The organism is Pectobacterium atrosepticum, assembly GCF_000740965.1.
GTDB classification, from domain to species: Bacteria; Pseudomonadota; Gammaproteobacteria; order Enterobacterales; family Enterobacteriaceae; genus Pectobacterium; species Pectobacterium atrosepticum.
This window is the reverse complement of record NZ_CP009125.1, coordinates 4,452,129-4,475,893: the sequence shown is the minus strand read 5'-3', so window position 1 is coordinate 4,475,893 and position 23,765 is coordinate 4,452,129. Positions and strand designations below refer to the sequence as shown.

At 52.6% G+C, this 23,765-nt stretch carries 23 protein-coding genes; 13 read left to right on the top strand and 10 right to left on the bottom strand.

What is annotated here, in order from left to right; translation table 11 throughout:
- Window positions 1–17: 17 nt before the first annotated feature.
- The gene (nudE, locus tag GZ59_RS19955; RefSeq protein WP_011095573.1) at window positions 18–575 is read left to right on the top strand and encodes an ADP compounds hydrolase NudE; all 558 of its coding nucleotides are present in this window, start codon (window positions 18–20) and stop codon (window positions 573–575) included.
- A gap of 82 nt (window positions 576–657) precedes the next feature.
- Here nudE and mrcA read toward each other — a convergent pair whose 3' ends face one another.
- On the bottom strand, window positions 658–3,213 hold the full coding sequence (gene mrcA, locus GZ59_RS19950) for a peptidoglycan glycosyltransferase/peptidoglycan DD-transpeptidase MrcA (protein ID WP_039294062.1): 2,556 nt from the start codon (window positions 3,211–3,213) through the stop codon (window positions 658–660).
- Between the two features lie 111 nt (window positions 3,214–3,324).
- On the opposite strand from mrcA, the gene pilM reads away from it, so the two are divergent.
- The 12 genes from pilM (at window position 3,325) to trpS (ending at window position 13,626) form a co-directional block, all read left to right on the top strand.
- A complete protein-coding gene (gene pilM / locus GZ59_RS19945) occupies window positions 3,325–4,176 on the top strand; it encodes a type IV pilus biogenesis protein PilM (RefSeq protein ID WP_039294059.1) in 852 nt (283 codons plus the stop codon).
- Between the two features lie 2 nt (window positions 4,177–4,178).
- Window positions 4,179–4,748: a PilN domain-containing protein gene (locus GZ59_RS19940; protein ID WP_039294055.1), complete on the top strand. Its 570-nt coding sequence runs from the start codon at window positions 4,179–4,181 to the stop codon at window positions 4,746–4,748.
- Window positions 4,741–5,328 carry a hypothetical protein gene (locus GZ59_RS19935; protein WP_039294052.1) on the top strand — a complete coding sequence of 196 codons (588 nt, stop codon included), beginning with the start codon at window positions 4,741–4,743 and terminating at the stop codon, window positions 5,326–5,328. Before GZ59_RS19940 ends, GZ59_RS19935 begins: the two co-directional genes overlap by 8 nt.
- Window positions 5,325–5,711: a HofP DNA utilization family protein gene (locus GZ59_RS19930; RefSeq protein ID WP_039294049.1), complete on the top strand. Its 387-nt coding sequence runs from the start codon at window positions 5,325–5,327 to the stop codon at window positions 5,709–5,711. The genes GZ59_RS19935 and GZ59_RS19930 overlap by 4 nt, the downstream gene beginning before the upstream one ends.
- A gap of 88 nt (window positions 5,712–5,799) precedes the next feature.
- Window positions 5,800–7,074 (top strand): DNA uptake porin HofQ, encoded by a 1,275-nt coding sequence (hofQ, locus tag GZ59_RS19925; protein ID WP_080641330.1) that lies wholly within the window; start codon window positions 5,800–5,802, stop codon window positions 7,072–7,074.
- A gap of 336 nt (window positions 7,075–7,410) precedes the next feature.
- Window positions 7,411–7,932 (top strand): shikimate kinase AroK, encoded by a 522-nt coding sequence (gene aroK, locus GZ59_RS19920; protein ID WP_005969451.1) that lies wholly within the window; start codon window positions 7,411–7,413, stop codon window positions 7,930–7,932.
- 51 nt (window positions 7,933–7,983) lie between these two features.
- Window positions 7,984–9,069, top strand: a complete 1,086-nt coding sequence (aroB, locus tag GZ59_RS19915; protein WP_039294044.1) for a 3-dehydroquinate synthase — start codon at window positions 7,984–7,986, stop codon at window positions 9,067–9,069.
- A 149-nt stretch (window positions 9,070–9,218) separates the two neighbouring features.
- Window positions 9,219–10,235, top strand: coding sequence for an SPOR domain-containing protein (locus GZ59_RS19910; protein WP_039294039.1), 1,017 nt, complete (start codon window positions 9,219–9,221; stop codon window positions 10,233–10,235).
- A gap of 79 nt (window positions 10,236–10,314) precedes the next feature.
- The gene (gene dam, locus GZ59_RS19905) at window positions 10,315–11,127 is read left to right on the top strand and encodes an adenine-specific DNA-methyltransferase (RefSeq protein ID WP_011095564.1); all 813 of its coding nucleotides are present in this window, start codon (window positions 10,315–10,317) and stop codon (window positions 11,125–11,127) included.
- Window positions 11,128–11,250: 123 nt separating this feature from the next.
- Window positions 11,251–11,928 carry a ribulose-phosphate 3-epimerase gene (gene rpe / locus GZ59_RS19900; RefSeq protein WP_039294036.1) on the top strand — a complete coding sequence of 226 codons (678 nt, stop codon included), beginning with the start codon at window positions 11,251–11,253 and terminating at the stop codon, window positions 11,926–11,928.
- Complete coding sequence (locus GZ59_RS19895; protein WP_039294033.1) at window positions 11,921–12,625, top strand: phosphoglycolate phosphatase; 705 nt, start codon at window positions 11,921–11,923, stop codon at window positions 12,623–12,625. Before rpe ends, GZ59_RS19895 begins: the two co-directional genes overlap by 8 nt.
- Entirely contained in the window at window positions 12,622–13,626 is a 1,005-nt protein-coding gene (gene trpS, locus GZ59_RS19890) for a tryptophan--tRNA ligase (RefSeq protein ID WP_039294029.1), read from the top strand. The genes GZ59_RS19895 and trpS overlap by 4 nt, the downstream gene beginning before the upstream one ends.
- A 73-nt stretch (window positions 13,627–13,699) precedes the next feature.
- Here trpS and GZ59_RS19885 read toward each other — a convergent pair whose 3' ends face one another.
- The 9 genes from GZ59_RS19885 to GZ59_RS19845 form a co-directional block, all read right to left on the bottom strand.
- Complete coding sequence (locus GZ59_RS19885) at window positions 13,700–15,157, bottom strand: M20 family metallopeptidase (RefSeq protein WP_039294026.1); 1,458 nt, start codon at window positions 15,155–15,157, stop codon at window positions 13,700–13,702.
- 93 nt (window positions 15,158–15,250) lie between these two features.
- Window positions 15,251–16,120 carry a transporter substrate-binding domain-containing protein gene (locus GZ59_RS19880; RefSeq protein ID WP_011095559.1) on the bottom strand — a complete coding sequence of 290 codons (870 nt, stop codon included), beginning with the start codon at window positions 16,118–16,120 and terminating at the stop codon, window positions 15,251–15,253.
- Window positions 16,121–16,346: 226 nt separating this feature from the next.
- Window positions 16,347–17,111, bottom strand: a complete 765-nt coding sequence (locus GZ59_RS19875) for an ABC transporter ATP-binding protein (protein ID WP_011095558.1) — start codon at window positions 17,109–17,111, stop codon at window positions 16,347–16,349.
- A complete protein-coding gene (locus tag GZ59_RS19870) occupies window positions 17,108–17,842 on the bottom strand; it encodes an ABC transporter permease (RefSeq protein ID WP_011095557.1) in 735 nt (244 codons plus the stop codon). Before GZ59_RS19870 ends, GZ59_RS19875 begins: the two co-directional genes overlap by 4 nt.
- Window positions 17,842–18,558: an ABC transporter permease gene (locus GZ59_RS19865; RefSeq protein ID WP_039294022.1), complete on the bottom strand. Its 717-nt coding sequence runs from the start codon at window positions 18,556–18,558 to the stop codon at window positions 17,842–17,844. The genes GZ59_RS19870 and GZ59_RS19865 overlap by 1 nt, the downstream gene beginning before the upstream one ends.
- Window positions 18,559–19,062: 504 nt before the next feature.
- Window positions 19,063–20,442: a siroheme synthase CysG gene (gene cysG / locus GZ59_RS19860; RefSeq protein ID WP_039294020.1), complete on the bottom strand. Its 1,380-nt coding sequence runs from the start codon at window positions 20,440–20,442 to the stop codon at window positions 19,063–19,065.
- Window positions 20,443–20,509: 67 nt separating this feature from the next.
- Window positions 20,510–20,878, bottom strand: coding sequence for a nitrite reductase small subunit NirD (nirD, locus tag GZ59_RS19855; RefSeq protein ID WP_039294017.1), 369 nt, complete (start codon window positions 20,876–20,878; stop codon window positions 20,510–20,512).
- Window positions 20,875–23,445: a nitrite reductase large subunit NirB gene (gene nirB / locus GZ59_RS19850; RefSeq protein ID WP_039294014.1), complete on the bottom strand. Its 2,571-nt coding sequence runs from the start codon at window positions 23,443–23,445 to the stop codon at window positions 20,875–20,877. Before nirB ends, nirD begins: the two co-directional genes overlap by 4 nt.
- 54 nt (window positions 23,446–23,499) lie before the next feature.
- The gene (locus tag GZ59_RS19845) at window positions 23,500–23,697 is read right to left on the bottom strand and encodes a hypothetical protein (RefSeq protein ID WP_011095552.1); all 198 of its coding nucleotides are present in this window, start codon (window positions 23,695–23,697) and stop codon (window positions 23,500–23,502) included.
- Window positions 23,698–23,765: the final 68 nt, after the last annotated feature.

The following is a 23,765-nucleotide window of genomic DNA, read 5'->3' as shown; positions in this document are numbered from 1 at the left end:
ACTCTCTGGGGGCATCAATGAGTCATAACCTGCAAAAACCTAAAATCCTCAAGGTGGAAACGATAGCGCGCTCGCGCTTGTTTAACGTGGAATCCGTCGATCTTGAATTTAGCAATGGGGTACGCCGGGTTTATGAGCGGATGCGTTCAAGCGGTCGGCAGGCGGTGATGATCGTCCCGATCATTGATGATGAACTGTTGTTGATCCGCGAATACGCCGTCGGCATTGAAGAGTACGAACTGGGGTTTCCCAAAGGACTGATCGACCCCGGTGAAACGGTCTTTGAAGCCGCTAACCGCGAACTGATGGAAGAGGTCGGTTTTGGCGCGGAAAAGCTGGAATTGCTAACGACGTTAACCATGGCGCCTTCCTATTTTTCCAGCCAGATGAATATTGTTGTAGCGCGCGGGCTGTACCCGCAGAGCCTAGAAGGTGATGAGCCGGAGCCCCTGCCGCAAGTCCGCTGGCCAGTAGATAACATGATGTCGCTGCTGCAAGAGCCTGATTTCCGTGAAGCACGTAATGTCAGTGCGCTGTTTCTGGTTCACGACTGGCTGCGTCGCACACCCCGCTAATTTCTAGTTCATCGGAATAGTCAAAAGAAGAAGGCGCCGTTTTGGCGCCTTCTTTGTAATACGTGATGTCATCGCACGCTAGCTAAAATAGCTCTTCGCTTTGTCCGTTATCCATCAGCGTGGTGCCGACTTCATGCACTTCATATTCTTTCGGCTGGGTACCGTCAATGAAGTATTCGGAACGGCTGTTCCCGCCACCGTTGGACAGCTTGCCGCTGCTACGGTCAATGACCACGCTGACGACGCCGGGTGGCGGCGTTAGCGGCTGCTCTGGCACGCCATCCAGCGCGGCTTTCATGAAATCATCCCACGCTGGCTGCGCCGATTTCGCACCGCCTTCATAACCGGAGATCTGATCTTTGATGGCGCCAGATGCACTGCTAGCACCGAGATCGCGGCGGTGATCGTCGAAGCCGATCCAGACTGAAGTCACCAGATTCGGGCCATAGCCGGAGAACCAGGCGTCTTTAGAACTGTTCGTTGTACCGGTTTTACCGCCGATGTCACGACGTTTCAAATCACGACCTGCACGCCAGCCTGTTCCCATCCAACCTGGTTCACCAAAGACGTTACTGTTCAGTGCATCTTTAATCAGGAAAGACAGCGGCGTGTTGATCACGTGCGGTGCATAAGGCTGTGCTGCGCTTTGCTGTGCGGCCTCTGGTGTAACAGGCTCCAGCTCTGGCTGCGGCAGGCCTAGCGGCGGTGCTTCGTTTGACGTGGCAACATCTTCAACGTTAGTGGTTGCCAACACTGGTGAGCGTGGCGTATCACCGTAGACCAGCGGTAGATTACAGGTATCGCAGACCACTTTTGGCGTCGCGGTAAAGACCGTACCACTTACTTCGTTCTCTATCTTGCTAATCAGATAGGGATCGACCAGATAGCCGCCGTTTGCCATGACGGCATAACCACGTACGACCTGTAGCGGCGTGAACGAGGCGGCACCCAGCGCCAGCGATTCGGTATGAACGATATTCTGCGCCGGGAAACCGAAGCGTTGCAGGTATTCCGCTGCATAATCGACGCCCATCGCACGCATGGCACGTACCATCACCACGTTTTTGGATTGACCCAGTCCCTGACGCAAACGGATCGGACCGTCATAGGTTGCCGGGGAGTTTTTCGGCCGCCAATCAGATCCTGCACCAGCATCCCAACGGGTGATCGGTACGTCGTTCAGAATCGTTGCCAGTGTTAAGCCTTTGTCCATCGCCGCGGTGTACAGGAAAGGTTTGATGTTGGAACCAATCTGACGCAGTGCCTGTGTCGCGCGGTTGAATTTGCTTTGGTTAAAGTCAAAGCCGCCAACCAGCGCCTCTATGGCACCATTTTTCGGATTGAGCGAGACAATGGCCGAGTTGACGTCCGGCACTTGTGCCAGCCACCAGTCATCGTTCACTTTGCGCACCCAAACCTGTTGGCCTGCTTGTACAACGTCTGTTACGCGCTTCGGCATTGGCCCTTGTTGCGTATCAGAACGGTATGCGCGCGCCCAGCGCATGCCCGCCATCGGCAGGGCAATGTTGCTGCCATCAGACAGGATCGCAATCGCGTTGTCTGCCGTTGTGCTGGTGACGATGGCCGGATAAAGCGGACCGTAGACTGGCAGCGCTTTCAGGGCAGCCATCATCTTCGCCTGATCCCATACACCTTCGCCCACTTTCCACAGCACTTTGCTCGGGCCGCGGTAACCGTGGCGCATGTCATAGGCGAGGATGTTATTACGCAATGCATCCTGCGCGGCGGTTTGCAATTTTTTGGTGACAGTCGTGTGGACCTTATAACCGTCGTTATAAGCATCTTCGCCGTAGCGTTTGACCATCTCCTGCCGTGCCATTTCTGCAACATACGGCGCGGAGAACGAAATTTCAGGGGCGTGGTAATTCGCGACCAGCTTTTCGTTACGTGCCGCATCGTATTGCGACTGCGTGATGTAGTTTTCATCCTTCATACGCGCAAGTACTACGTTGCGGCGGGCAACGGCACGATCGTAGGAATAGAGCGGGTTGAACGTCGAGGGAGCTTTTGGCAGACCAGCGATCATCGCCATTTCGCTCAGCGTTAACTGGTCAACAGGGCGGCCAAAGTAAACCTGTGCCGCCGCGCCAACACCATAGGCGCGATAGCCGAGGTAAATCTTGTTCAGATAAAGCTCAAGGATTTCATCCTTGGTCAGCAACTGCTCAATACGGATAGCTAAAAACACTTCCTTAATCTTACGAGTCAGGGTGCGTTCCGGGCTCAGGAAGAAATTCCTGGCGAGCTGTTGCGTAATGGTACTCGCCCCTTGAGAGGCGTGACCAGACGTGAGCGCGATAGACGCGGCGCGGATAATCCCGACGGGATCGACACCGTGGTGATCATAGAAACGGCTATCTTCGGTCGCGATAAAGGCATGTATCAACTCAGGTGGAACTTGGTCCAGTTTGAGCGGGATACGGCGTTTTTCACCAAACTGAGCGATCAGCTCGCCATCGGCGCTGTAGACCTGCATAGGCGTTTGCAGCCGAACGTCTTTCAGCGCGGCGACATCGGGCAGTTGGGGTTCGATATAACGGTACAAACCATATATCGAGGCAGCTCCCAGCAGAATGCAAGAGACTGCAAGGATGAATAGATACTTTACGAACTTCACCTGGGATTTTCCATTCAGTAGCGTTTGGACAGTTTATAAACAATCGGGCGCTAGTATAAAGATAACCCAGCACTGTGGATATGTTTATTGGATAAGGAAATCGGGTTGAACATGGCTTATCACATCTGGCGGGTTGGATTAGATATACAAAACGGCTTCATGCGTGCGCTAGCGGTTCAGCGTCGCCGCTATGGCTGGCAGCTTCGTCACTGGTGGCAATGTCCGCTACCAGATGACACGTTGCGCTCGGGTAGTCTACACCATACTGAGGTGCTTTGTGAGGCCTTACGAACATGGCGTCGTTTACTGCCTAGGCACATTTCGCTACGGGTGGGGTTTCCTGCTCAACTGACTTTGCAACAGCATTTATCGATGCCCGACCAACGTTTACAGGAGCCAGAGCGTAGCCTCTATATTGAAACTATAGCGGCTCGTAAGCTGCCGATCGGCAGCGAGTCACTGGCTATAGACTATCGGGAAGACCCGCAGATGCAGGGTTCGTTGCTGGTGACGGCTGCGCGCCGACAGGAGATTGATAATTGGCTGGTATGCCTGAATCACGCGGGATTGCACCCTGATGTTCTTGAGGTTTCAACGTGTGCGCTTCGAGTGATGGCGCAGCGGGCAGGGCTTGAATCTAACCGTCTGTTTCTGCATCGCCTGTTGGATAGCTGGCTGTGGGTATCCCCGCTCAACCACGCTTTCCACTCGGGTGTGATACACCTTGATGAGCTGAATGACGAGGCCGATATCTTATCATTTGTAAGCACTCGCTATCAGCATGATGTCGATAGCATAGCCTATTACTCTAGCGTCTCACCCGATTTACCCTGCCAACTGACAGACGTACTACAGCCGTGGTCGCCGTTAACGGTGTTTAACCACATGCAGCCGCCGCTACCGAATTTCCCCTCGGCTTTTGCGATCGCGGGTGGGCTGGCATTGCGTCCAGAGGATGTCTGACTATGCTGCTGATTAATCTTTTACCCTGGCGTAAAACTCAGATGTATCAGCGGGCACATCGTTGGTTAGGGCTGCTGTGGCTCCAGACGGTGTTGATGTTCTGCCTTATCGCAGCGATTTATCTATTTTGGCAGCACAGGCAGCAACGTGCGCAGGATGTACTCAATGTGGCGCTGGCCCAGCAGCAGCAACTGACGACGTTGTATCAGCAGACCCACCAGGCGCGGGAAACACTACGTCGCTATCAGGCGCAAGAACGCACCGAGGCAATAATCCTGTATGACAATCGTCGTAACCTCCATTTATTAGAGCAGCTTGCCGGCATGATGCCCACGCGTCTGTGGTTGACGGAAATAGCCGATCGCGGATCGCATCTGCTGCTTTCAGGTGTGAGTGAAAATTACCACGATATCATTATGTTACAGCATACATTATTGCGTCATGTTTCAGTCGAACGTGTACAACTGCTGCATACGTCCCGAGAGCGCGGTGTGAATACCGGGCTGCGCTTTTCCTTTCAGGTCGACTGGCATGGCACTACCGCTTCCTCACTGGGGCAAGTTCATGATTAATCAAGCGATTGTGATTGATGTCATGCTGAACTGGCCAAGGCTAATTAATAAACCGTTATGGCAGCAGCTCGCTCTTCAATTGGCGTTGGTTGCTACTGCTGGACTGCTATCAGGTTGGTTACTCATCGGCGAAGTACGGAGAGTTGCTATTGGCATAGAAGCGCAAACCGTTCAGGCACGCCTGGATATACAGGAGGTGCAGCAACAGCTAGACGCGATGCCGCAGTTGTCGCTGCTACGTGAACAATTAGCGGAGAAAACTGCACAAGCCGTTCCCTTCCAGCCCGACAGATTGGCACAGCTTATCGTCGAACCTTTATCGCAGGCTGGTGCTTCGCTGCTGTCCTTGCAGCCGGCTCAGCATAACGCAGGTGAACCTCATCAGGACCGTTGGCAGTTGGCATTTAGCGCCGATTACACGGGTGTGTTGCAGGTGCTTCGCGAGTTGACGGGGCTGCCTTATGTACTGCGAATCGCGCAACTGACCGTAAAGCCTGATGCCACTCAAACTGAGCCGTCATCAGAAATACCACGGTTACAGGTTGAACTCTTGCTAATCAGGCCTGAGGTGGTGCCATGAGTCACATCACGTTTCGTACCGCTTTGATGCTGCTCTTCGTAACGCATAGCGTGCAGGCAGAAAAGCTCGCAGAACGCGCAGAACGCATAGACCCTTTTCATCCTTTGGCTGCTGCGCGTTGTTTGCCTTCGGCGACATTGCCACCGTGGCAGCTAAAAGGCGTGATTGGCTCTGGCGAGCGTTGGATTGGTTGGCTCGCGCAGCCAGAGGTCGGGTGGATCAGGCTGGCAAGTGGCGAGACGATCCCGCCAGGAAACTGGTTGGTCAGTCAACTGGATAAATCAGGAGCCAAGCTGGTTCCGACGGCGCGAGAGGCAGGTTGTGACGGCCTGCCAGATAAGCTGTTGCTGGCTTCTCCATTTATCAATAAGCCAGCGGAATAGGTGAAACCTGCTTAGCGATACATATTTTGAAAGCCGTTTTTTGACAACGATTTTTTGACAACAACGAATCTCAATAACAAGGAAGGTTATGAATATAAGGATGTTATGCCGGGTGGTGGCGTGGAGCTGGTTGCTGCTTCTCAGTGTGCCGTATCAGGCCAGTGCGGAGAGTTCGGTATCGATGGCATTTGAGGACTCACCAATATCTCGCGTGTTACAGGCCTTAGCCGATCACCAGCAGCTCAATGTGGTGATCGCACCGGGTGTGACAGGGAATCTAAGCCTGAGACTGGCAGATATTCCCTGGCAGCAAGCGCTGGATATTGTTTTACGTATGGGGAAACTTAGCGTAGAGCGCAACGGTAACGTGCTGCTGGTTTTCCCTGCTGATCATCTTGAGTCTTTGCAGAAGGAACGGGATGAGCGCATAGCGGAGCAGGCGCAGAAATTGCCGCTGCATAATCTTTCTGTTGCCTTACAGTACGCTGATGCCACGGAGGTTGCAGCCAGCGTTCAGGCGCAACGTGGGACGCTGCTTTCTACGCGTGGCAGCGTAACCGTGGATAAACGGACGAATACCTTATTGATTCGCGATACGGAAGAGGCTCTGTCACAGCTTGAACCGTGGGCGAAAGAGCTCGATCTGCCGTTAGCGCAGGTACAGCTGGCGGCGCATATTGTCACCATCAGCAGTGAGCACCTGCAGGCATTGGGTGTTAACTGGGGGTTGGGCGAGGGGGACGCGGCGAACAAAGCGCTCAGGCTGAATAATTTTAATGTTGGCTTGCCGGTGGATACGCCAGCGATCAATGCCGGGTTCCATCTGGCGCGGCTGAACGGTCGCTTACTGGATCTGGAATTAATGGCGCTGGAGCAGGAAAGTGAGGTCGAAATTATCGCCAGTCCTCGACTTTTTACCGCACATCAGCAAACCGCCAGCATTAAACAAGGGACGGAAATTCCGTATCAGGTCTCCAGCGGTGCCAGCGGGTCGACGTCTATCGAATTCAAAGAGGCGGTATTAGGCATGGAAGTCACGCCTGATATTCTGCGTGCTGGGCGTATTACGCTGAACCTGAAAATTAGTCAAAACATGCCGGGGCAGACGATTAAGCAAGGTGATAATGGCGAAGCGTTAGCGATCGATAAACAGGAAATCCAAACTCAGGTGACGGTCGCTGATGGAGAAACCATCGTATTAGGCGGCATTTTCCAGCAACAAAAAAAGAATAGCGACAGACAGGTGCCAATATTGAGTGAGATTCCCGTATTTGGTCATCTGTTCAGAAACCATACTCAGCAGCACACGCGACGAGAATTGGTCATTTTCATTACACCGACGCTGATCCCTGCATCATTATGAGCAAACCCAGGCTAGCTCTGATGTTATAGGGTGTTTTTGGCCCACATAGGGGGCAATATTTTGTCACGTTTGGCGCTGCGGCGGATTTAGCTTACAAGGGTTAGCGAATTGAGCACTGAAGTGTTGTTCCACCGAAAATGTCGATAAAACATACTACATTGGCCACCTGTGGTCGGTGTGACATTTTATTCGGTTGCCAAACTACCCTGAGTCTTGAGATAATTTTTTGTCTGATTCTCGCACTATCGCTCATGAGGTTTCAGTTTAGGTCCCGCCGCTGGGTTGATTGGCGGGGCGGGTTATCATTAACGAATTGTCTTAGTAATACCAAAAAACATGGCAGAGAAACGCAATATCTTTCTGGTTGGGCCTATGGGTGCCGGCAAAAGCACTATTGGCCGTCAATTAGCTCAGCAACTCAATATGGAGTTTTTCGACTCCGATCAAGAAATTGAGCGACGCACTGGGGCTGATGTGGGCTGGGTATTCGATGTGGAAGGCGAAGAAGGCTTCCGCGATCGTGAAGAGAAAGTCATTAATGAATTGACGGAAAAGCAAGGCATCGTACTGGCGACAGGCGGTGGCTCAGTCAAATCACGTGAGACGCGCAATCGTCTTTCAGCGCGCGGCGTTGTCGTTTATTTGGAAACGACAATCGAGAAACAACTGGCCCGCACGCAGCGTGACAAGAAACGTCCGTTACTTCAGGTTGAAACCCCTCCACGTGAAGTATTGGAAGCGTTGGCGAAAGAGCGGAACCCGCTTTATGAAGAAATCGCTGATGTTACCATTCGGACTGACGAGCAAAGTGCCAAGGTCGTTGCTAACCAGATTATCAATATGCTGGAAAGTAACTAAGAGCATACCTTATCCGCATTGAGCGGATCCTGAACGGGTTGTTTAACGAGCATGGAAAGAATTACCGTAACACTTGGGGAACGTAGTTACCCCATTACGATAGCTGCAGGATTATTTGATGATCCGGCTTCTTTTATGCCGTTGAAAGCGGGGGATCAGGCCATGCTGGTGACGAACCAGACGTTGGCCCCTCTGTATCTCGACTGTGTTCGTGGTGTGTTGGAAAACCATGGCGTGCATGTCGATCAGGTTATTTTACCTGATGGCGAGCAGTACAAATCGTTGACCGTCTTGGATCAGGTTTTTACCGCGTTGCTGGCGAAGCCGCATGGTCGTGATACGACGATTGTTGCTTTGGGTGGCGGTGTTATCGGCGACCTAGCCGGTTTTGCCGCAGCCAGTTATCAGCGTGGCGTCCGATTCCTTCAGGTGCCGACAACGCTGTTATCGCAGGTAGATTCTTCCGTCGGCGGTAAAACCGCCGTCAATCACCCGTTGGGTAAAAACATGATCGGGGCGTTCTACCAGCCCGTATCGGTTGTGATCGATCTGGACTGTCTGAAATCTTTACCGGCACGGGAATTGTCATCCGGGCTGGCGGAAGTCATTAAGTACGGCATTATTCTGGATCGCGATTTCTTTCTTTGGCTCGAAGAAAACATTGAGGCAGTGCGTGAGCTACAGCATGACGCGCTGGCTTACTGCATTCGACGCTGCTGTGAAATCAAAGCGGCAGTGGTTGCAGCCGATGAACGTGAAAATGGCATGCGTGCGTTGCTCAATCTGGGCCATACTTACGGGCATGCCATTGAAGCTGAAATGGGCTACGGTAACTGGCTTCATGGCGAAGCGGTTGCGGCAGGTATGGTGATGGCTGCGCATACGGCACGTCGTCTCGGGCAGTTCTCCGATTCGGACGTCGAGCGAGTTAAGTCTCTTCTGGTTCGTGCTGGTCTGCCGGTGAATGGTCCGACGCAAATGACGCCTGAATCCTATCTTCCTCACATGATGCGTGACAAGAAAGTACTCGCGGGTGAGTTACGTCTGGTACTGCCAACGGCAATAGGTCAGTCAGAAGTCCGTGGTGGTGTAGCGCATGACATGGTGTTGGCCTCGATAGCAGATTGTCTTGCCTGATACGTAATGCTAGCCGGTTATGAAACAGAAGTATTAACGACAGACAAGCCCTGATGGGTTATGGTTAATAAAATACAATGCGTTACGATTCAATGATTCGCCTTGGCGACCGCGTGGCGGATTCGAGCTTTTTAGTGGGGAGATGTTAAATGGATGAGTTCAAGCCGGAAGATGAGCTGAAGCCTGATACCAGTGACCGTCGACCTACTCGTCAGCAAAAAAGCAGCAACTTCGCGGTACCTAAAATCGCGCTTTCCAGACAGCACCTGATGATTGGCATCGGGATCGTGGTGCTGGTGCTGTTGATCGTGGGTATCGGATCTGCTTTGCAGGCACCTTCTCAGCCACAAACGTCACAGACGCAGAATCAAGCGGGTGGAGAGCGCAATATCGATCTCTCTTCATCGTCCCCCATGACACAAAGCGCGCAGCCTTCCTCGCTGGGTGAGAGCCCTACGGCGGTTCCTGGCGATGCAAGTCATGGTCAAACATCGGCGCAGACGTCTTCTCAAGCGCCGATGTCGCCTCAAACATTAAGTGCCCCACCGATTTCCGGTACACCAACGGATGCGCAGGTTCAACCGCCGGTGACAGGCCAGCAGCGTATCGAGCTGCCGGGTAATATCACTGATGCGTTGTCGCAACAGCAAGGGCGCGTTAGCGAATTCTCTCAGGGTGCGACAGGAAACTCGACGCTGCCGACGGCACCTGCGACGGTTGCTCCAACGGGGAAAACGCCTGCGACATCGTCCGCTAAAAATACACATAATACGGCGCCTGCACACGCTAGCAACGCTAAGCCTGCTGCAAACAATGCGTCAAAATCGCCAGTAGCAAGCAAGCCCGCAGCTAATGCAAAAGCTGGTCCAGCGACTGCCGGCCAGAACGTTTCCGTACAGAATGCGCCAGCCAGCCACTTTACTTTGCAACTGAGCAGCGCTTCACGCTCGGACACGCTGAAAGCCTACGCGAAACAACATAACCTCGCCCATTCGTGGGTGTATGAAACGAAACGAGACGGAAAATCCTGGTATGTGTTAGTGACCGGAGTCTATGCTTCTTCTGCGGAAGCGAAACAGGCAATTGCTGCGTTGCCCGCAGAAGTACAAGCGAAAAAACCATGGGTTAAGCCGATCCGCCAGGTGAAGCAGGACTTGAATAAGTAACACCAATTTTAGCCCTGATGTGCTGTCTGACACAGAGTACAATCCGCGGCTCTGAAACGTATGAGTAACTAACGACGGCATGAAGAAGAACCGCGCTTTTTTAAAATGGGCTGGTGGTAAATATCCGCTGGTCGAAGAGATTCGTCGCTATTTACCCGCAGGAGACTGTCTTATTGAGCCCTTTGTTGGCGCGGGTTCCGTATTTCTGAATACGGAATACGATCGCTACATACTGGCTGATATTAATAGCGACCTAATTAACCTCTACAATATCGTTAAATCGAATGCAGATGAGTTTGTTACCGATGCCCGTAAACTTTTTACGGATGAGGTAAACACCTCTGAGACGTTCTATCTGCTGCGTGAAGAATTTAACCTTTGTCGCGATGCCTATCGGCGCGCGCTGCTGTTTCTCTATTTGAATCGCCACTGCTATAACGGCCTGTGCCGTTACAACATGCGCGGTGAATTCAATGTTCCTTTCGGGCGCTATAAAAAACCCTATTTTCCTGAAGAAGAAATTCGCTGGTTCGCCTTGAAAGCGCAAAATGCCACTTTCATCTGTGAGCATTATCAGGACACGCTGGAAAAAGCAGAGAAGGGGTCGGTTATTTATTGCGATCCACCTTATGCGCCGCTGTCTGCTACCGCGAATTTTACGGCCTATCACACCAATAATTTCAGCCGTGCCGATCAGCAGAGTTTGGCGCTATTGGCACGTCGTTTGTCGGTGGAAAGCCAGATTCCCGTGCTGATTTCCAATCATGACACGTTGCTGACCCGTGAGTGGTATCAGGAGGCTGTGCTGTATGTTGTTAAAGCGCGCCGAACGATTAGTCGTAATATTTTAGGACGTAGTAAAGTAAGCGAGTTACTCGCCCTATATCGGTAATACCATTTAGTGTACAGGTGGGGTAAACAGAGCGCAGTGAATCGGTTAATGTCGTCAGAGAGGCGTCATTAGTCGAGAATAGGTTACCCGCAGGCATTCAGACTTTACCGTTTGGAGAAATGAATGAAACCGTTTTTAATTGCGCCGTCCATTTTGTCGGCTGATTTTGCCCGTCTTGGTGAAGATACCGCTAACGTATTGGCTGCCGGAGCTGATGTGGTCCATTTTGATGTCATGGATAACCACTATGTGCCCAATTTGACGATTGGCCCATTGGTTCTGAAATCCCTGCGCGATTACGGCATTACCGCGCCGATTGACGTTCATCTGATGGTGAAACCCGTTGATCGTATCATCCCCGATTTCGCCAACGCGGGGGCCAGTTTCATTACCTTTCATCCCGAAGCCACGGATCACCTCGATCGTTCACTGCAACTGATCAAGGATCACGGCTGCAAGGCCGGGTTGGTGTTTAACCCGGCGACCCCGCTAAGTTATCTCGATTACGTCATGGATAAGCTGGACATCATTCTGCTGATGTCGGTTAACCCTGGATTTGGCGGCCAGTCCTTTATTCCCAGCACGTTGGATAAACTGCGTCAGGTTCGTCGCTTGATCGACGACAGCGGTTACGACATTCGACTGGAAGTCGATGGTGGCGTCAAAGTGGAGAATATTGGCGCGATTGCTGAAGCGGGCGCGGATATGTTTGTGGCGGGATCGGCTATTTTTGGTCATCCAGATTACCGAGCTGTCATCGATCAAATGCGTAATGAAATTTCAAGGACGAAACATGGCTGAATTAACCGCGATTCGCGGGTTGGCTTTTGATTTGGACGGTACGTTGATCCACAGCGCACCGGGTCTGGCGGCGGCTATCGATCAGGCATTGGTCGCACAGTCGTTGCCTGCGGCGGGCGAAGCCCGTGTCTCAACCTGGATTGGTAACGGTGCGGACGTGATGGTTGAACGAGCGCTACGTTGGGCTGGCGTTGAGCCGACTGCCGCACGCGTGCAGGAAACCCGTGAGCGGTTCGACAGCTATTATGCGCAGACGGTGGATAGCGGCAGCACGCTGTTCCCGCAGGTAAAAGAGACGCTGGCGCAGTTGGCACAGCAAGGCGTTCCGATGGCGGTGGTGACTAATAAACCCACGCCGTTTGTTGCGCCGCTGCTGGCAGGATTAGGGATCGGCGACTATTTTTCGCTGATCATCGGTGGCGATGACGTCATTGTGAAAAAGCCTCATCCCGCGCCACTCTATCTGGTACTCGGTAAACTCGGGCTACGCACTAGCGAACTTTTGTTCGTCGGCGATTCCCGCAATGATATTCAGGCGGCACAGGCGGCGGGTTGCCGCAGTGTTGGCATGACGTATGGTTATAACTATGGTGAAGCGATCGAGCTGAGTCAGCCGGATGTCGTTCTGGATCGTTTTACCGATATTTTGCCCCTGATCGGGCATTTTTCTTCACACAATCAGGAACCCTTAGTATGAGCAAGCCCATTGTATTTAGCGGTGCGCAGCCGTCTGGTGAATTGACCATTGGTAACTACATGGGGGCGTTACGTCAGTGGGTCAACATGCAGGACGATTATGACTGCATCTATTGCATCGTGGATTTGCATGCCATCACGGTACGTCAGGATCCGCAGGCGCTGAGAAAAGCGACGCTGGATACGCTGGCACTGTATTTGGCCTGCGGCATCGATCCGAAAAAGAGCACCATTTTTGTTCAGTCCCACGTGCCTGAACATAGCCAACTGAGCTGGATATTGAACTGCTACGCGTATTTCGGCGAACTAAGCCGCATGACGCAGTTCAAGGATAAATCTGCACGTTATGAAGAGAACATCAACGCTGGTTTGTTTAGTTATCCGGTGCTGATGGCGGCGGATATCTTGCTGTATCAAACGAATCAGGTGCCGGTGGGTGAAGATCAGAAGCAGCATCTGGAATTGAGCCGTGATGTTGGTCAGCGCTTCAACAGCCTCTATGGCGATATTTTCAAAGTGCCTGAGCCGTTCATTCCGAAATCGGGTGCGCGCGTGATGTCGCTGCTGGAACCTACCAAGAAGATGTCCAAGTCCGACGATAACCGCAACAACGTTATCGGGCTGCTGGAAGATCCGAAAGCGGTGGTGAAGAAGATCAAACGCGCTATGACGGATTCTGATGAGCCGCCAGTCGTTCGCTATGACGTGGCGAACAAAGCCGGGGTATCGAACCTGTTAGATATTCTGTCTGGCGTGACGGGAAAAACCATCCCAGAGCTGGAGCAGGAGTTTAATGGCCAGATGTATGGTCACCTGAAAGGTGCAGTAGCAGATGCGGTATCCGGCATGCTGTCTGAGCTGCAAGAACGTTATCACCGTTTCCGCAACGATGAGGCTTTCCTGCAACAGATAATGCGTGAAGGCGCTGAAAAAGCCAGCGCTCGCGCACAGGAAACGCTGAAGAAAGTGTACGACGCAGTCGGTTTTGTTTCCCGCCCGTAAGTCTTAATCACCGTCAGGAGGTTCTCTCCTGACGGTTTCCTGATACGTTTATTTATCCCTTCGAGTCAGCTTCTTATCCCTGCGGGATAGGCGCGAACACGTCGTCTGGAATCGGGTTCTCAAACGGTGTGTGCTGCAATCTTTCCTGATGGTCGGCTTTTGCCTGTGCAATCAGTTCAGGTGTTGCCAGCAGATCGATGGCTAGTGATGCCATAGCTTTTGCCGCATATTCCATGCCTTTATGCGCTGCACCCGTTTTCCCCTGTGCAACCAACTGCCACGAATGCGCTGGTGTACCGATGGCGTAGGTGGCGCTGCGGATCTGCACGGTCGGCACAACCCAACTGACCGTTCCTACATCAGTGGAACCGATGAAGGCTTCATTCGGGCTATACAGCGGATAAATTCCGTCGTGTAGCGTTAAACCCGGTTGAGGTTTGACGCCGAAACGTGCGTAAGATTCGGCGATGTCTTCGGCGCTTAGCGCCGTCTGGAACATTGCCGCGACCTTGCGATCTTCATCATCGAACGCTATCGGGCCGAGCGCCAGCAGATGTTCGTGCATACGCGCTTCCAACGGTGGGTTTGCCAGCAGATTGGCATCACCGCTAATCACTTCGCTGCTGACTTCGGTTTCTGTCATCAGCGCCGCGCCTTCGGCAATTTTTTTCACGCGTTTGACCAACTGGTGCAGTTCTGGCAACTGGCGTGCTCGTACGAGGTAACGCACGGTCGCGTTGGCCTGTACGACGTTTGGTGCCTGACCGCCGCTGTCGGTAATCGCGTAGTGAACGCGCGCGGAGGAAGGCATGTGTTCGCGCATGTAGTTCACGCCAACATTCATTAATTCAACGGCATCCAGCGCGCTGCGACCTAAATGTGGGCTGCTGGCAGCATGCGCGGCACGGCCTTTGAAGTAAAAATTCAGTTCGTTGCAGGCCAGAGATACCGGGCTGTTGACGCCGGTGAAGGTCGCCGGATGCCAGCAGATAGCGATATCGACGTCATCAAAAACGCCTTCCTTGACCATAAAACCTTTGGACGACCCGCCTTCTTCGGCAGGGCAGCCGTAAAAACGTACGGTTCCGGCCAGTGCGTGTTTTTGCAGATAATCTTTCACTGCCGTCGCTGCCTGTAGCGCTGCGGTGCCGAGTAGGTTGTGCCCGCAGCCGTGGCCATTGCCACCATTTTCTAGTGGCTTCGGTTCTGCGACATTTGCCTGCTGGCTCAGGCCCGGCAACGCATCATATTCACCCAGAATGGCGACAATCGGCAGACCTTCACCGAATTCCCCCAGTAGCGCGGTTGGCATGTCGGCGATGCCTTTCGTCAGGCGGAAGCCTTCTGCCTTCAGGATGGCTTCGTGCTGTGCTGCTGAACGATGTTCTTCATAGTTCAGTTCTGGCGTGTCCCAGATCCCGTCGCTCAACGTACAGAATTGTTGCCGCTTGGCTGCAATCAGGCTGCAGATTTCTTCCACGGTCTGATGATTGACGGCTGGCAGCGTTCCTTCATTGTGTGTTGCATTCATGCGTGGTGTGCTCGTTTGATTTCTCAGATGCATTTGCGAGGAGCGTGTCACAGCCCGCTGGCGATGACACGCGATTCAACTAGAGGGTCACACTCAGAGTGGCGTGGTGTCCATACCGAACCATTTTTCACTCAGTTTCCTGATGGTGCCGTCTTGCTTGGCCTGATCGATTGCCTTGTCGAACATGGCTTTCAGCTCAGGATCGCTTTTACGCAGGCCAACGGAGGAGCCGCTACCCAGAATGCCGCCGATGAACTGTGGCCCTGGCATCACGATGTTGTCATTGCCCGGCTTGTCCGTCGTGCTTTTCAGGTAGGGTGCGGAAGCGATGACCAGATCCACTCGGCCTGCTTTCAGATCCAGATCGTGTTCCTGTGTGGTTTTATATTCGCGTACTTTCATCACGCCTTTCATATATTTATCTAAAAAGGCGCTGGCGATAGAAGCAGACTGCACGCCGATGGTTTTGCCTTCCAACAGAGGTTTTAGTTTCTCGACTTCTGCCAGCGCAGTGGCTTCATCCGCTGGGTTAATGGAGAAACGCACGCCTGCATCTGGGAAATCTTTGGCGAGTGAGTTGGATTTCAGTACGGCGAAAGTCTGCCCTGCCTGCGTGTACGGCTGGCTGAAATCGATCACCTCACGGCGTTTGGCTGTGGCAGACATACCTGCAATGATCGCGTCATATTTACCGGCATTCAGCGCAGGAATGGCGCTGGCGAAGGGCTGAACCATGATTTCGCATTTCACCTGCATGTTGTTGCACAGTACTTTATACAGTTCGATCTCCATGCCATCCAGCGTACCGTCTGGCTTGGTGAAGTTATACGGGTGGTAAGCGCCTTCGGTCGCGATGCGGACGGTTGTCCATTTTTTCTCTTCCGCTGATGCGGTGAATGAGGCGGCCAGCGTTCCTGCCATACACAGCGAACAGGCGAGCAGAGTGAGTTTTGATTTGATCATGATGGTGTTCTCCCGGCGTTTTATATCGTTATATACCCGTCATACTTCAAGTTGCATGTGCGTTGGCCGCGTTCAGTCACCCGAATCACTTACCTGAGTAAGCTCATCGGGACTCCTTCTCTTGCCGCCTTCCTGAAACTCGAATTATTTAGGGTATGTTTTGTTTATTCCCTCTGAATTTCGTGGCAGAGGTGGATGTCTGAACACGAAATCTGCGGGGCTGTGTTTACCAACTGGCAATAAATTGCCGGAAGCGAGCCGACTGGCTGGCGGTGAAAACCTGCTCCGGCGTTCCCTGTTCTTCAATTTCCCCCTGATGGAGGAAGACGATGCGGTTCGAGACTTCGCGGGCAAAATCCATTTCGTGAGTCACGACCAGCATGGTCATCCCTTCGTCAGCCAGTGTGCGCATTACGCGCAGTACTTCGCCAACCAGCTCTGGGTCGAGCGCAGAGGTTGGCTCATCAAACAGCATCACTTTCGGTTCCATCGCGAGCGCACGGGCAATCGCTGCGCGCTGTTGCTGACCACCGGACAGGTGAGCGGGATAGTAGTGACGCTTATCCGCCAGTCCGACCTTCTCCAGCAACTGCTCGGCGTGCTCCACACACTCCGCCTGCGGACGTTTTAAGACGTGTACGGGTGCTTCGATGATGTTTTCCAGCACGGTCTTGTGTGACCAGAGGTTAAAGTTTTGGAATACCATGCCTAACTGGCTGCGAATTCTGTCGATCTGTTTGAGGTTCGATGGACGATTCTGCCCTTTACGGTTCGGCTTCATTTCAATCGCTTCTCCGCCGACGATAATCTCGCCCTGATCGGGAAGCTCCAGCAGGTTGCTACAGCGCAGCAGCGTCGATTTTCCTGAACCGGACGATCCCAAAATTGAAATGACTTCCCCTTGGTTGGCCTCAATCGAAATCCCTTTCAGGACGTCCAGAGAACCGAAGCTTTTATGAATGTTGCGCAGGCTAATGGCGGGTGTCGTCATTGCAGATCTCCCAATTTCTTAATTTTTTTCGCTGCCGGTTGCGCACCCGGCGCACGGAGATGAGGTGTAAGCGTAAATTCTGTCCACATCAGTAAACGTGTCAGAATAAGGTTAATAAACAGATAAATAGCACCGGCGACCAGAAAGACTTCGAGCGCCCGGTAGGTTTCTGCAATAAGGCGTGCGGCGATACCGGTGATTTCCATCAGCGTGATGATGGAAGCCAATGAGGTCGATTTGACCATTGAAATCAGCTCATTGCCGTAAGCAGGGAGCGCCTGACGGATTGCCAGCGGAAAAACGATACGCTTAAAAATCATGAATGACGGCATGCCGCAGGCGCGTGCAGATTCGATCTGGCCGACGGGAACGGACTGCAATCCGCCACGGATAATTTCACTGGCATAGGCACCGGTACACAGGCTGAGCGACAGCAGGGCGCACCACTGGGGCTCCCGCAGGAACGGCCAAAGTATGCTTTCCCGAACCCAGGGGAATTGCCCCAGCCCGTAGTAAATCAGGAACAGCTGCACCAGCAGCGGTGTGCCGCGGAAAAACAGCACGTAGGTCCGTGCAATTGAGCGCAGTACGGCAAAAGATGACAACTGCATCAGTGCTAAGCCTAGCGCTAGAAAGAAGCCCAGAAAAACAGAGCTGATCGCCAGTTGCAGGGTCAGCGGAATACCGGGAATAATTTCCAGAAACGTTTCGTACAGAAAAGGAAAATCCATCAGCGTTTCACACCCCGGGAATAATGAGACTCAGCACGGCGCATAATCCAGCCGGAACAAATTGAGATCAGCAGATACAGCAGCGCGGCCGCCATGAAAAAATCAAACGGTTTGCCGGTAGAACCGGCGCCGGTTTGCGACTGCGTCATCAGCTCTGCGACACCTGTAACGGAAACCAGCGCAGAGGTTTTCAGCACCAACTGCCACACGTTGCCGAGTGGGGGGATCGCGTGGCGCAGCAGGAGCGGGACGATGATGCGGCGCAGGCGCAATAGCATTGGCATACCACAGGCTTTGGCGGCTTCAATTTCCCCTTTGGACACGGCGTAGAAGGCACCGCGGTAGACTTCCGTCTGCTGCGCACCGGAGGAAATACCGACGGCGAGTACCCCGGCGAGGAAGCCCGGAAAGCCAAAGAACTCATTGCTGCCAAACAGTTTGGCGAGCAGGGTTAACGCAGAGCTGCCGCCGAAATAAAGCAGGTAGATGATGAGCAGATCGGGGACGCCACGGATGAGAGTGGTGTAGCCATCGGCCAGATAGCGCACGGGGCGATTGCCGCAAATTTTGGACCAGGCACCGATCGTGCCGATCGCTGCCCCCAGCAGGAAGCCGCAGATCGCCAGCGCGAGCGTCATTCCTGCCCCAATCAGTAATAATTTCCCCCAGCCGTGCTCACCAAAACTGATGAGCTGCCAGAAAGTAACGTCTTCCACAAGTGACTCCAAACTGCTTGCTTATTGTTCTGCTGAACAGAACTGTTTTTGTGATGAGAGGACTACATACTCCGTTCAGAAACGAGAGTAGAAATACGTAATGACGCGATGTATCTGTACTAATGCGATGTATCACCCTTCGATATGTACTAACTCGATGAAGCACTTTTAATGAAACACGATGGTTTGACGATGAAATCGATTCGATATGAACGATTCAGAGGTCGTGCCGCGAATCTATTAGAAAGCTAAGCAATAGTCGGGCCACGTTTTACGTAAACTATTATTGATTATTTATTCATATAGTCTGCTTATTAATGAGTTTTATTTTAGTCAAAATAAGGCAGATATGGCTTGTGGTAAAGCATTAAAGTGACATTTTGTAAGGGGGGATGTTCAAAATAGTGCATTGTTATGCTATTTGATGGGGCATTGCATTATGATGGTGCAATAACCGCTATCCGGCAGGACGGATAGCGGTTGAGCAAGGGGATAGGGAGAGGATTATGCTGTCTGGTCAGAGAACCAGCTCAATTTTTCCCGTAGTCCGACGACGTTGCCGATAATGATCAAGCTCGGACTGCTGGCTTGTTGGGCTAATTCGCCCAGTTGTGAGAGCTGTCCACTCAGAACGCGTTGTTTGGTTGAGGTGCCGTTTTCGATAATGGCGACCGGCACGGTTTCCGGTAGTTGCTGTTCGATTAGCTTATTTTGAATGTGTTCAGCTTGCTGAAGCCCCATGTAAAACACCAGCGTTTGCTTTTCTGCTGCGAGACTGGACCAGTCGAGATCGGTGTCATGCTTGACGTGCCCGGTGATCAGTCTGACGCCCTGCGAGTGATCGCGATGGGTGAGCGGGATACCGCTGTAGGCGGAGCAGCCTGATGCGGCGGTAATACCGGGAACGACAGAGAAGGGCACGCCCGCCTGTTGCAGATACTCTAGCTCCTCGGCACCACGACCGAAGATAAAGGGATCGCCGCCTTTTAGTCTGACGACCCGATGGCCCGCTCGTGCCTTTTCTTCCAGCAGCTGATTGATTTGATCTTGAGGAACGCTGTGATAGCCAGACGCTTTGCCGACGAAGATACGCTCGGCATCACGGCGTGACAGGTTGAGAATCTCTTTCGATACCAGCCGGTCGTAAACGACGATGTCGGCCTGCTGTAGATGCTGTAGACCTTTCAACGTCAGTAACCCTGCGTCGCCCGGCCCGGCGCCAACCAGCGTCACTTCACCTCTGTCATCCAACGGCGCGGAGAAAAGTAGTTCCGTCAGTTGTTGAACGCGCTCGCGGTCTTCACTGGCCAGCGCCTGTGCCAGTCGATCGTGTGCGAAGAGTTTTTCCCAGAAGCGACGGCGCGCGCTCATCTTACAGAAACGAATTTTTACCCGACTGCGCAATTCGCCTGCGAATGCTGCCAGTTTACCGAGATTTTGCGGCAGAATACTTTCTAGTTTTTCCCGCAGTAGCCGAGCTAATACCGGCGCGGTGCCGCCAGAAGATACGGCAACCATTAGCGGTGAACGGTCGATGATCGACGGCATAATGAAGCTGGCGCGTTCTGGTGAGTCGACGACATTGCAGAAAATTCGGCGCTCGCTGGCGCTGGCATAAACGTGATTGTTGACGTCCTGATTGTCTGTAGCGGCAATCACCAGCCACACCTCGTTCAGTAATGCGGGATCGAAGGTGCTGTGTACCAGTGTTAATTGAGCATCCTTCGCCCACGCCCGAAACTGATCGTTAAAATCGAGCGCATTGACGGTAAGCACTGCGCCAGCATCCAACAATAGCCGAGCTTTGCGCTCGGCTATTTCACCGCCCCCTACCAGCAGACAAGGTTTATCGTGTAGCTGACAGAATATTGGCAGGTAATCCATGTAACGCCTCTTGAGAACTCAGATTGTGGTGTGTCCTGCGGTGTACACAGGACACTGCCCATTAGGGCTAAGGTAATGGTTGGCTATTATCAACCGCTACGTCACTGTCTGCGATGGATATTTGCACATTACCGTTTGTTACCTGAGTATCATAAGCTGTAACAGAATAGGCACCATCCTCCAGACAGAAACCATCATAAAGGCGAAAATGCTGTTTTTTCAATGGGCTTGCGACCCAAAGCTCTTCATGATGTTCGCCCACTATCCCGCGACTTAATACGCTAGCCTGTGCGAAGGGGTCGATATTACTGAGGGCGTAAACCTGCTCATCGTTACGTGGCCGGAACACGGCGATCTGTTGCTGCTCGACCAGTGCACAAACGCCAGTACCGGGCAGGATGTCGTCTAGCTTACATACGGTAGTCCACTGGTTCATGCGTTTTCTCCCTCCAGCTCGCTATTTTTTATCTGATCAATGAGTTTCACCGGAATGCGCTCGGCAGGACGCGCTGGACGGTGTTGTTGACGTTCACTCACCATTTGTACGTTCGGGTCACGTTCCGGGCTGTTGATAAAGTGGGTAAAACGTTTTTGTGCTTCCGGAGATTCCAACGTGGCTTGCCATTCGCAGACGTAGCCTTCTCGCAGCCGTGCGATATCGGCTTCAAGCTGATCGTTAATGCCCAGTTTGTCTTTCACGATCACATTACGCAGATAGTCGATGCCGCCTTCGAGATTATCCAGCCACACGGACGTACGCTGGAGCTTATCGGCCGTGCGGATGTAGAACATCATGAAGCGGTCCAGATAGCGGACTAAGGTCTCGCGGTCCAGATCGGCTTCCAGCAGGTCGGCATGACGCGGTTTCATCCCGCCGTTGCCGCATACATAGAGGTTCCAGCCTTTTTCGGTGGCGATAATTCCCACGTCTTTACCCTGTGCTTCTGCACATTCCCGCGTGCAGCCGGAGACGCCAAATTTCATTTTGTGCGGAGTGCGGATACCTTTGTAGCGGTTTTCCAGCTCGACGCCAAAGCCCACGCTGTCGCCGACGCCAAAACGGCACCAGGTGCTGCCGACGCAGGTTTTTGCCATACGTAGCGCCTTGGCGTAGGCGTGGCCTGTTTCAAATCCGGCTTCGATGAGCTGAGCCCATACGTCAGGGAGGTCGTCTTTTTGTACGCCAAATAGCGCCATGCGCTGAGAACCGGTCATTTTGGTGTACAGATTATATTGCTTCGCAATGCGACCAATGGCGATCAGCCCGTCTGGTGTGATCTCTCCGCCAGCGGAGCGTGGGATGACGGAATAGGTGCCGTCTTTCTGTATATTACCGAGGAAGTTATCGTTGGAATCCTGCAACGGCGTGTGCTGCGGCTTGAGCACGTATTCGTTCCAGCAGGAAGCCAGCAGAGACGCGACGGTCGGTTTACAGACCTCACAGCCGTAGCCTGAACCGTGTTTTTCCAGCAGTTGATCGAACGTTTTGATTTTTTCGATTTGGATCAGGTGGTACAGCTCTTGGCGTGAATAGGCAAAGTGCTCGCACAGGTGATTATTGACTTCAATCCCTTGCTTGCTGAGTTCCGCATTCAATACCTGTGTCAGCAGCGGAATACAGCCGCCGCAGCCGGTACCGGCTTTGGTGGTTTCCTTAAGCGCCGCGACGGTATGACAGCCGCCGTTAATCGCTTTGATGATGTCGCCTTTGGACACGTCGAAGCAGGAGCAGATTTGCGCACTTTCCGGTAGTGCATCGACCCCCAGCGTCGGTTTCGCACTGCCTGCCGTAGCCGGAAGAATCAGTGCTTCAGGGGAATCCGGCAGCGGGATCTTGTTCAGCATGAATTGCAGCAGGTTGCCGTAATCCCGCGTGTCGCCGACCAGTACGGCACCGAGTAACGTTTTGTTATCAGCGCTGACGATCAGACGTTTGTAGGTTTCTTTGTTTTCATCCAGCCACATATAGCTGCGTGCGCCTGGCGTATGGCCGTGTGCGTCGCCAATCCCACCGACATCGACACCCATTAGCTTGAGCTTGGCGCTCATATCGGCACCCTGGAATCGGTTTTCATGCCCTAACAGGTGGTCGACAGTAACCTGTGCCATTTTGTAGCCGGGCGCAACCAGACCAAAGGGTCTTCCCTGCCAGGCGGCACATTCGCCGATGGCGTAGACGTCAGGGTCGGAAGTTTGGCACCAGTCGTTAATGGCGATACCGCCACGTGGGCCGATCTCTAGCGCACACTGGCGTGCCAGTTTGTCCTGCGCACGGATACCGGTAGAGAACACGATAAAGTCGACTTCCAGCGTGCTGCCATCGGCAAACACCATCGTCTTACGGTTTTCCAGACCAGAATGCTGAATGGCCTGCGTATTCTTGCCGGTATGCACTCGCACACCCATGTTTTCAATCTTGCGTTGCAGCAGGGCACCACCCTGTGCATCCAACTGCTCAGCCATGAGCACAGGGGCGAACTCAATGACGTGAGTTTCCACGCCAAGGTGTTTCAGTGCGCCAGCCGCTTCCAGACCTAATAACCCCCCGCCGATCACCGCACCGCGTTTGCTGCGGCGGGCGCAGTTTTCGATGGCGTTTAGATCTTCAATGGTGCGGTATACGAAACAGTCTTGTCCGTTTGATCCTTTGATTGAAGGGATCCAGGGATAGGAGCCGGTTGCCATGATGAGCTTGTCGTAATACACGGTACGGCCGGAATTGGAGTGAATGGCTTTTTCGCTGCGGTTGATGGTGATGGCGCGCTCACCTAGCAGGATTTTAACGCCATTCTTTTCGTAATAGCCTTCGCGTACTAAAGAAAGCTCTTCTACCGTGTGGTGGGCGAAGTAAGAAGAGAGGTGGACACGATCGTAGGCGACGCGGGGTTCTTCACAAAAAACGGTAATATCGTAGGTGGACGTTGGGGCCTTATCCAGCAACTCTTCGATAAAACGGTGGCCAACCATCCCGTTACCGATAACAGCGAGTCTGACTTTGTTCATTTTTGCCTCAAAATTGCTTCTTCTGAGGTTACCTTATCGCGCTACAAGGGCCGCTTATTGATGTATATCAAGTTGTCTTTTATATACTTCTTTGTGGGTATCTTGATGATTTTGCTTATTTTTTATTAAGTCTTGGTTTTTGTTAGGTTTTTCATGACGGGTAAAAGTGAGATCTATAGCACGCTTTTGGTCAGAAGCCGACTGATTAGCGGCCAATCCGCTATCAGAGTAATCGTCCCCTTCATCAATCATTCACATTTCAGAATGCTTAAAAATAAAACTAAGGGATTATCCATTTGTTTAATAAGGATATGAATATT

Bases quoted from the DNA above. Each gene is read 5' to 3' on its own strand.
- GZ59_RS19885 (WP_039294026.1), bottom strand. From the start codon at position 15,157: ATGAATGCAACACACAATGAAGGAACGCTGCCAGCCGTCAATCATCAG.
- GZ59_RS19845 (WP_011095552.1), bottom strand. From the start codon at position 23,697: ATGATTGATGAAGGGGACGATTACTCTGATAGCGGATTGGCCGCTAAT.
- dam (WP_011095564.1), top strand. From the start codon at position 10,315: ATGAAGAAGAACCGCGCTTTTTTAAAATGGGCTGGTGGTAAATATCCG.
- GZ59_RS19910 (WP_039294039.1), top strand. From the start codon at position 9,219: ATGGATGAGTTCAAGCCGGAAGATGAGCTGAAGCCTGATACCAGTGAC.
- GZ59_RS19895 (WP_039294033.1), top strand. From the start codon at position 11,921: ATGGCTGAATTAACCGCGATTCGCGGGTTGGCTTTTGATTTGGACGGT.
- rpe (WP_039294036.1), top strand. From the start codon at position 11,251: ATGAAACCGTTTTTAATTGCGCCGTCCATTTTGTCGGCTGATTTTGCC.
- trpS (WP_039294029.1), top strand. From the start codon at position 12,622: ATGAGCAAGCCCATTGTATTTAGCGGTGCGCAGCCGTCTGGTGAATTG.
- GZ59_RS19870 (WP_011095557.1), bottom strand. From the start codon at position 17,842: ATGGATTTTCCTTTTCTGTACGAAACGTTTCTGGAAATTATTCCCGGT.
- aroK (WP_005969451.1), top strand. From the start codon at position 7,411: ATGGCAGAGAAACGCAATATCTTTCTGGTTGGGCCTATGGGTGCCGGC.
- GZ59_RS19875 (WP_011095558.1), bottom strand. From the start codon at position 17,111: ATGACGACACCCGCCATTAGCCTGCGCAACATTCATAAAAGCTTCGGT.
- nirD (WP_039294017.1), bottom strand. From the start codon at position 20,878: ATGAACCAGTGGACTACCGTATGTAAGCTAGACGACATCCTGCCCGGT.
- nirB (WP_039294014.1), bottom strand. From the start codon at position 23,445: ATGAACAAAGTCAGACTCGCTGTTATCGGTAACGGGATGGTTGGCCAC.
- GZ59_RS19880 (WP_011095559.1), bottom strand. From the start codon at position 16,120: ATGATCAAATCAAAACTCACTCTGCTCGCCTGTTCGCTGTGTATGGCA.
- pilM (WP_039294059.1), top strand. From the start codon at position 3,325: ATGGCTTATCACATCTGGCGGGTTGGATTAGATATACAAAACGGCTTC.
- GZ59_RS19935 (WP_039294052.1), top strand. From the start codon at position 4,741: ATGATTAATCAAGCGATTGTGATTGATGTCATGCTGAACTGGCCAAGG.
- GZ59_RS19930 (WP_039294049.1), top strand. From the start codon at position 5,325: ATGAGTCACATCACGTTTCGTACCGCTTTGATGCTGCTCTTCGTAACG.
- nudE (WP_011095573.1), top strand. From the start codon at position 18: ATGAGTCATAACCTGCAAAAACCTAAAATCCTCAAGGTGGAAACGATA.
- cysG (WP_039294020.1), bottom strand. From the start codon at position 20,442: ATGGATTACCTGCCAATATTCTGTCAGCTACACGATAAACCTTGTCTG.
- GZ59_RS19940 (WP_039294055.1), top strand. From the start codon at position 4,179: ATGCTGCTGATTAATCTTTTACCCTGGCGTAAAACTCAGATGTATCAG.
- hofQ (WP_080641330.1), top strand. From the start codon at position 5,800: ATGAATATAAGGATGTTATGCCGGGTGGTGGCGTGGAGCTGGTTGCTG.
- aroB (WP_039294044.1), top strand. From the start codon at position 7,984: ATGGAAAGAATTACCGTAACACTTGGGGAACGTAGTTACCCCATTACG.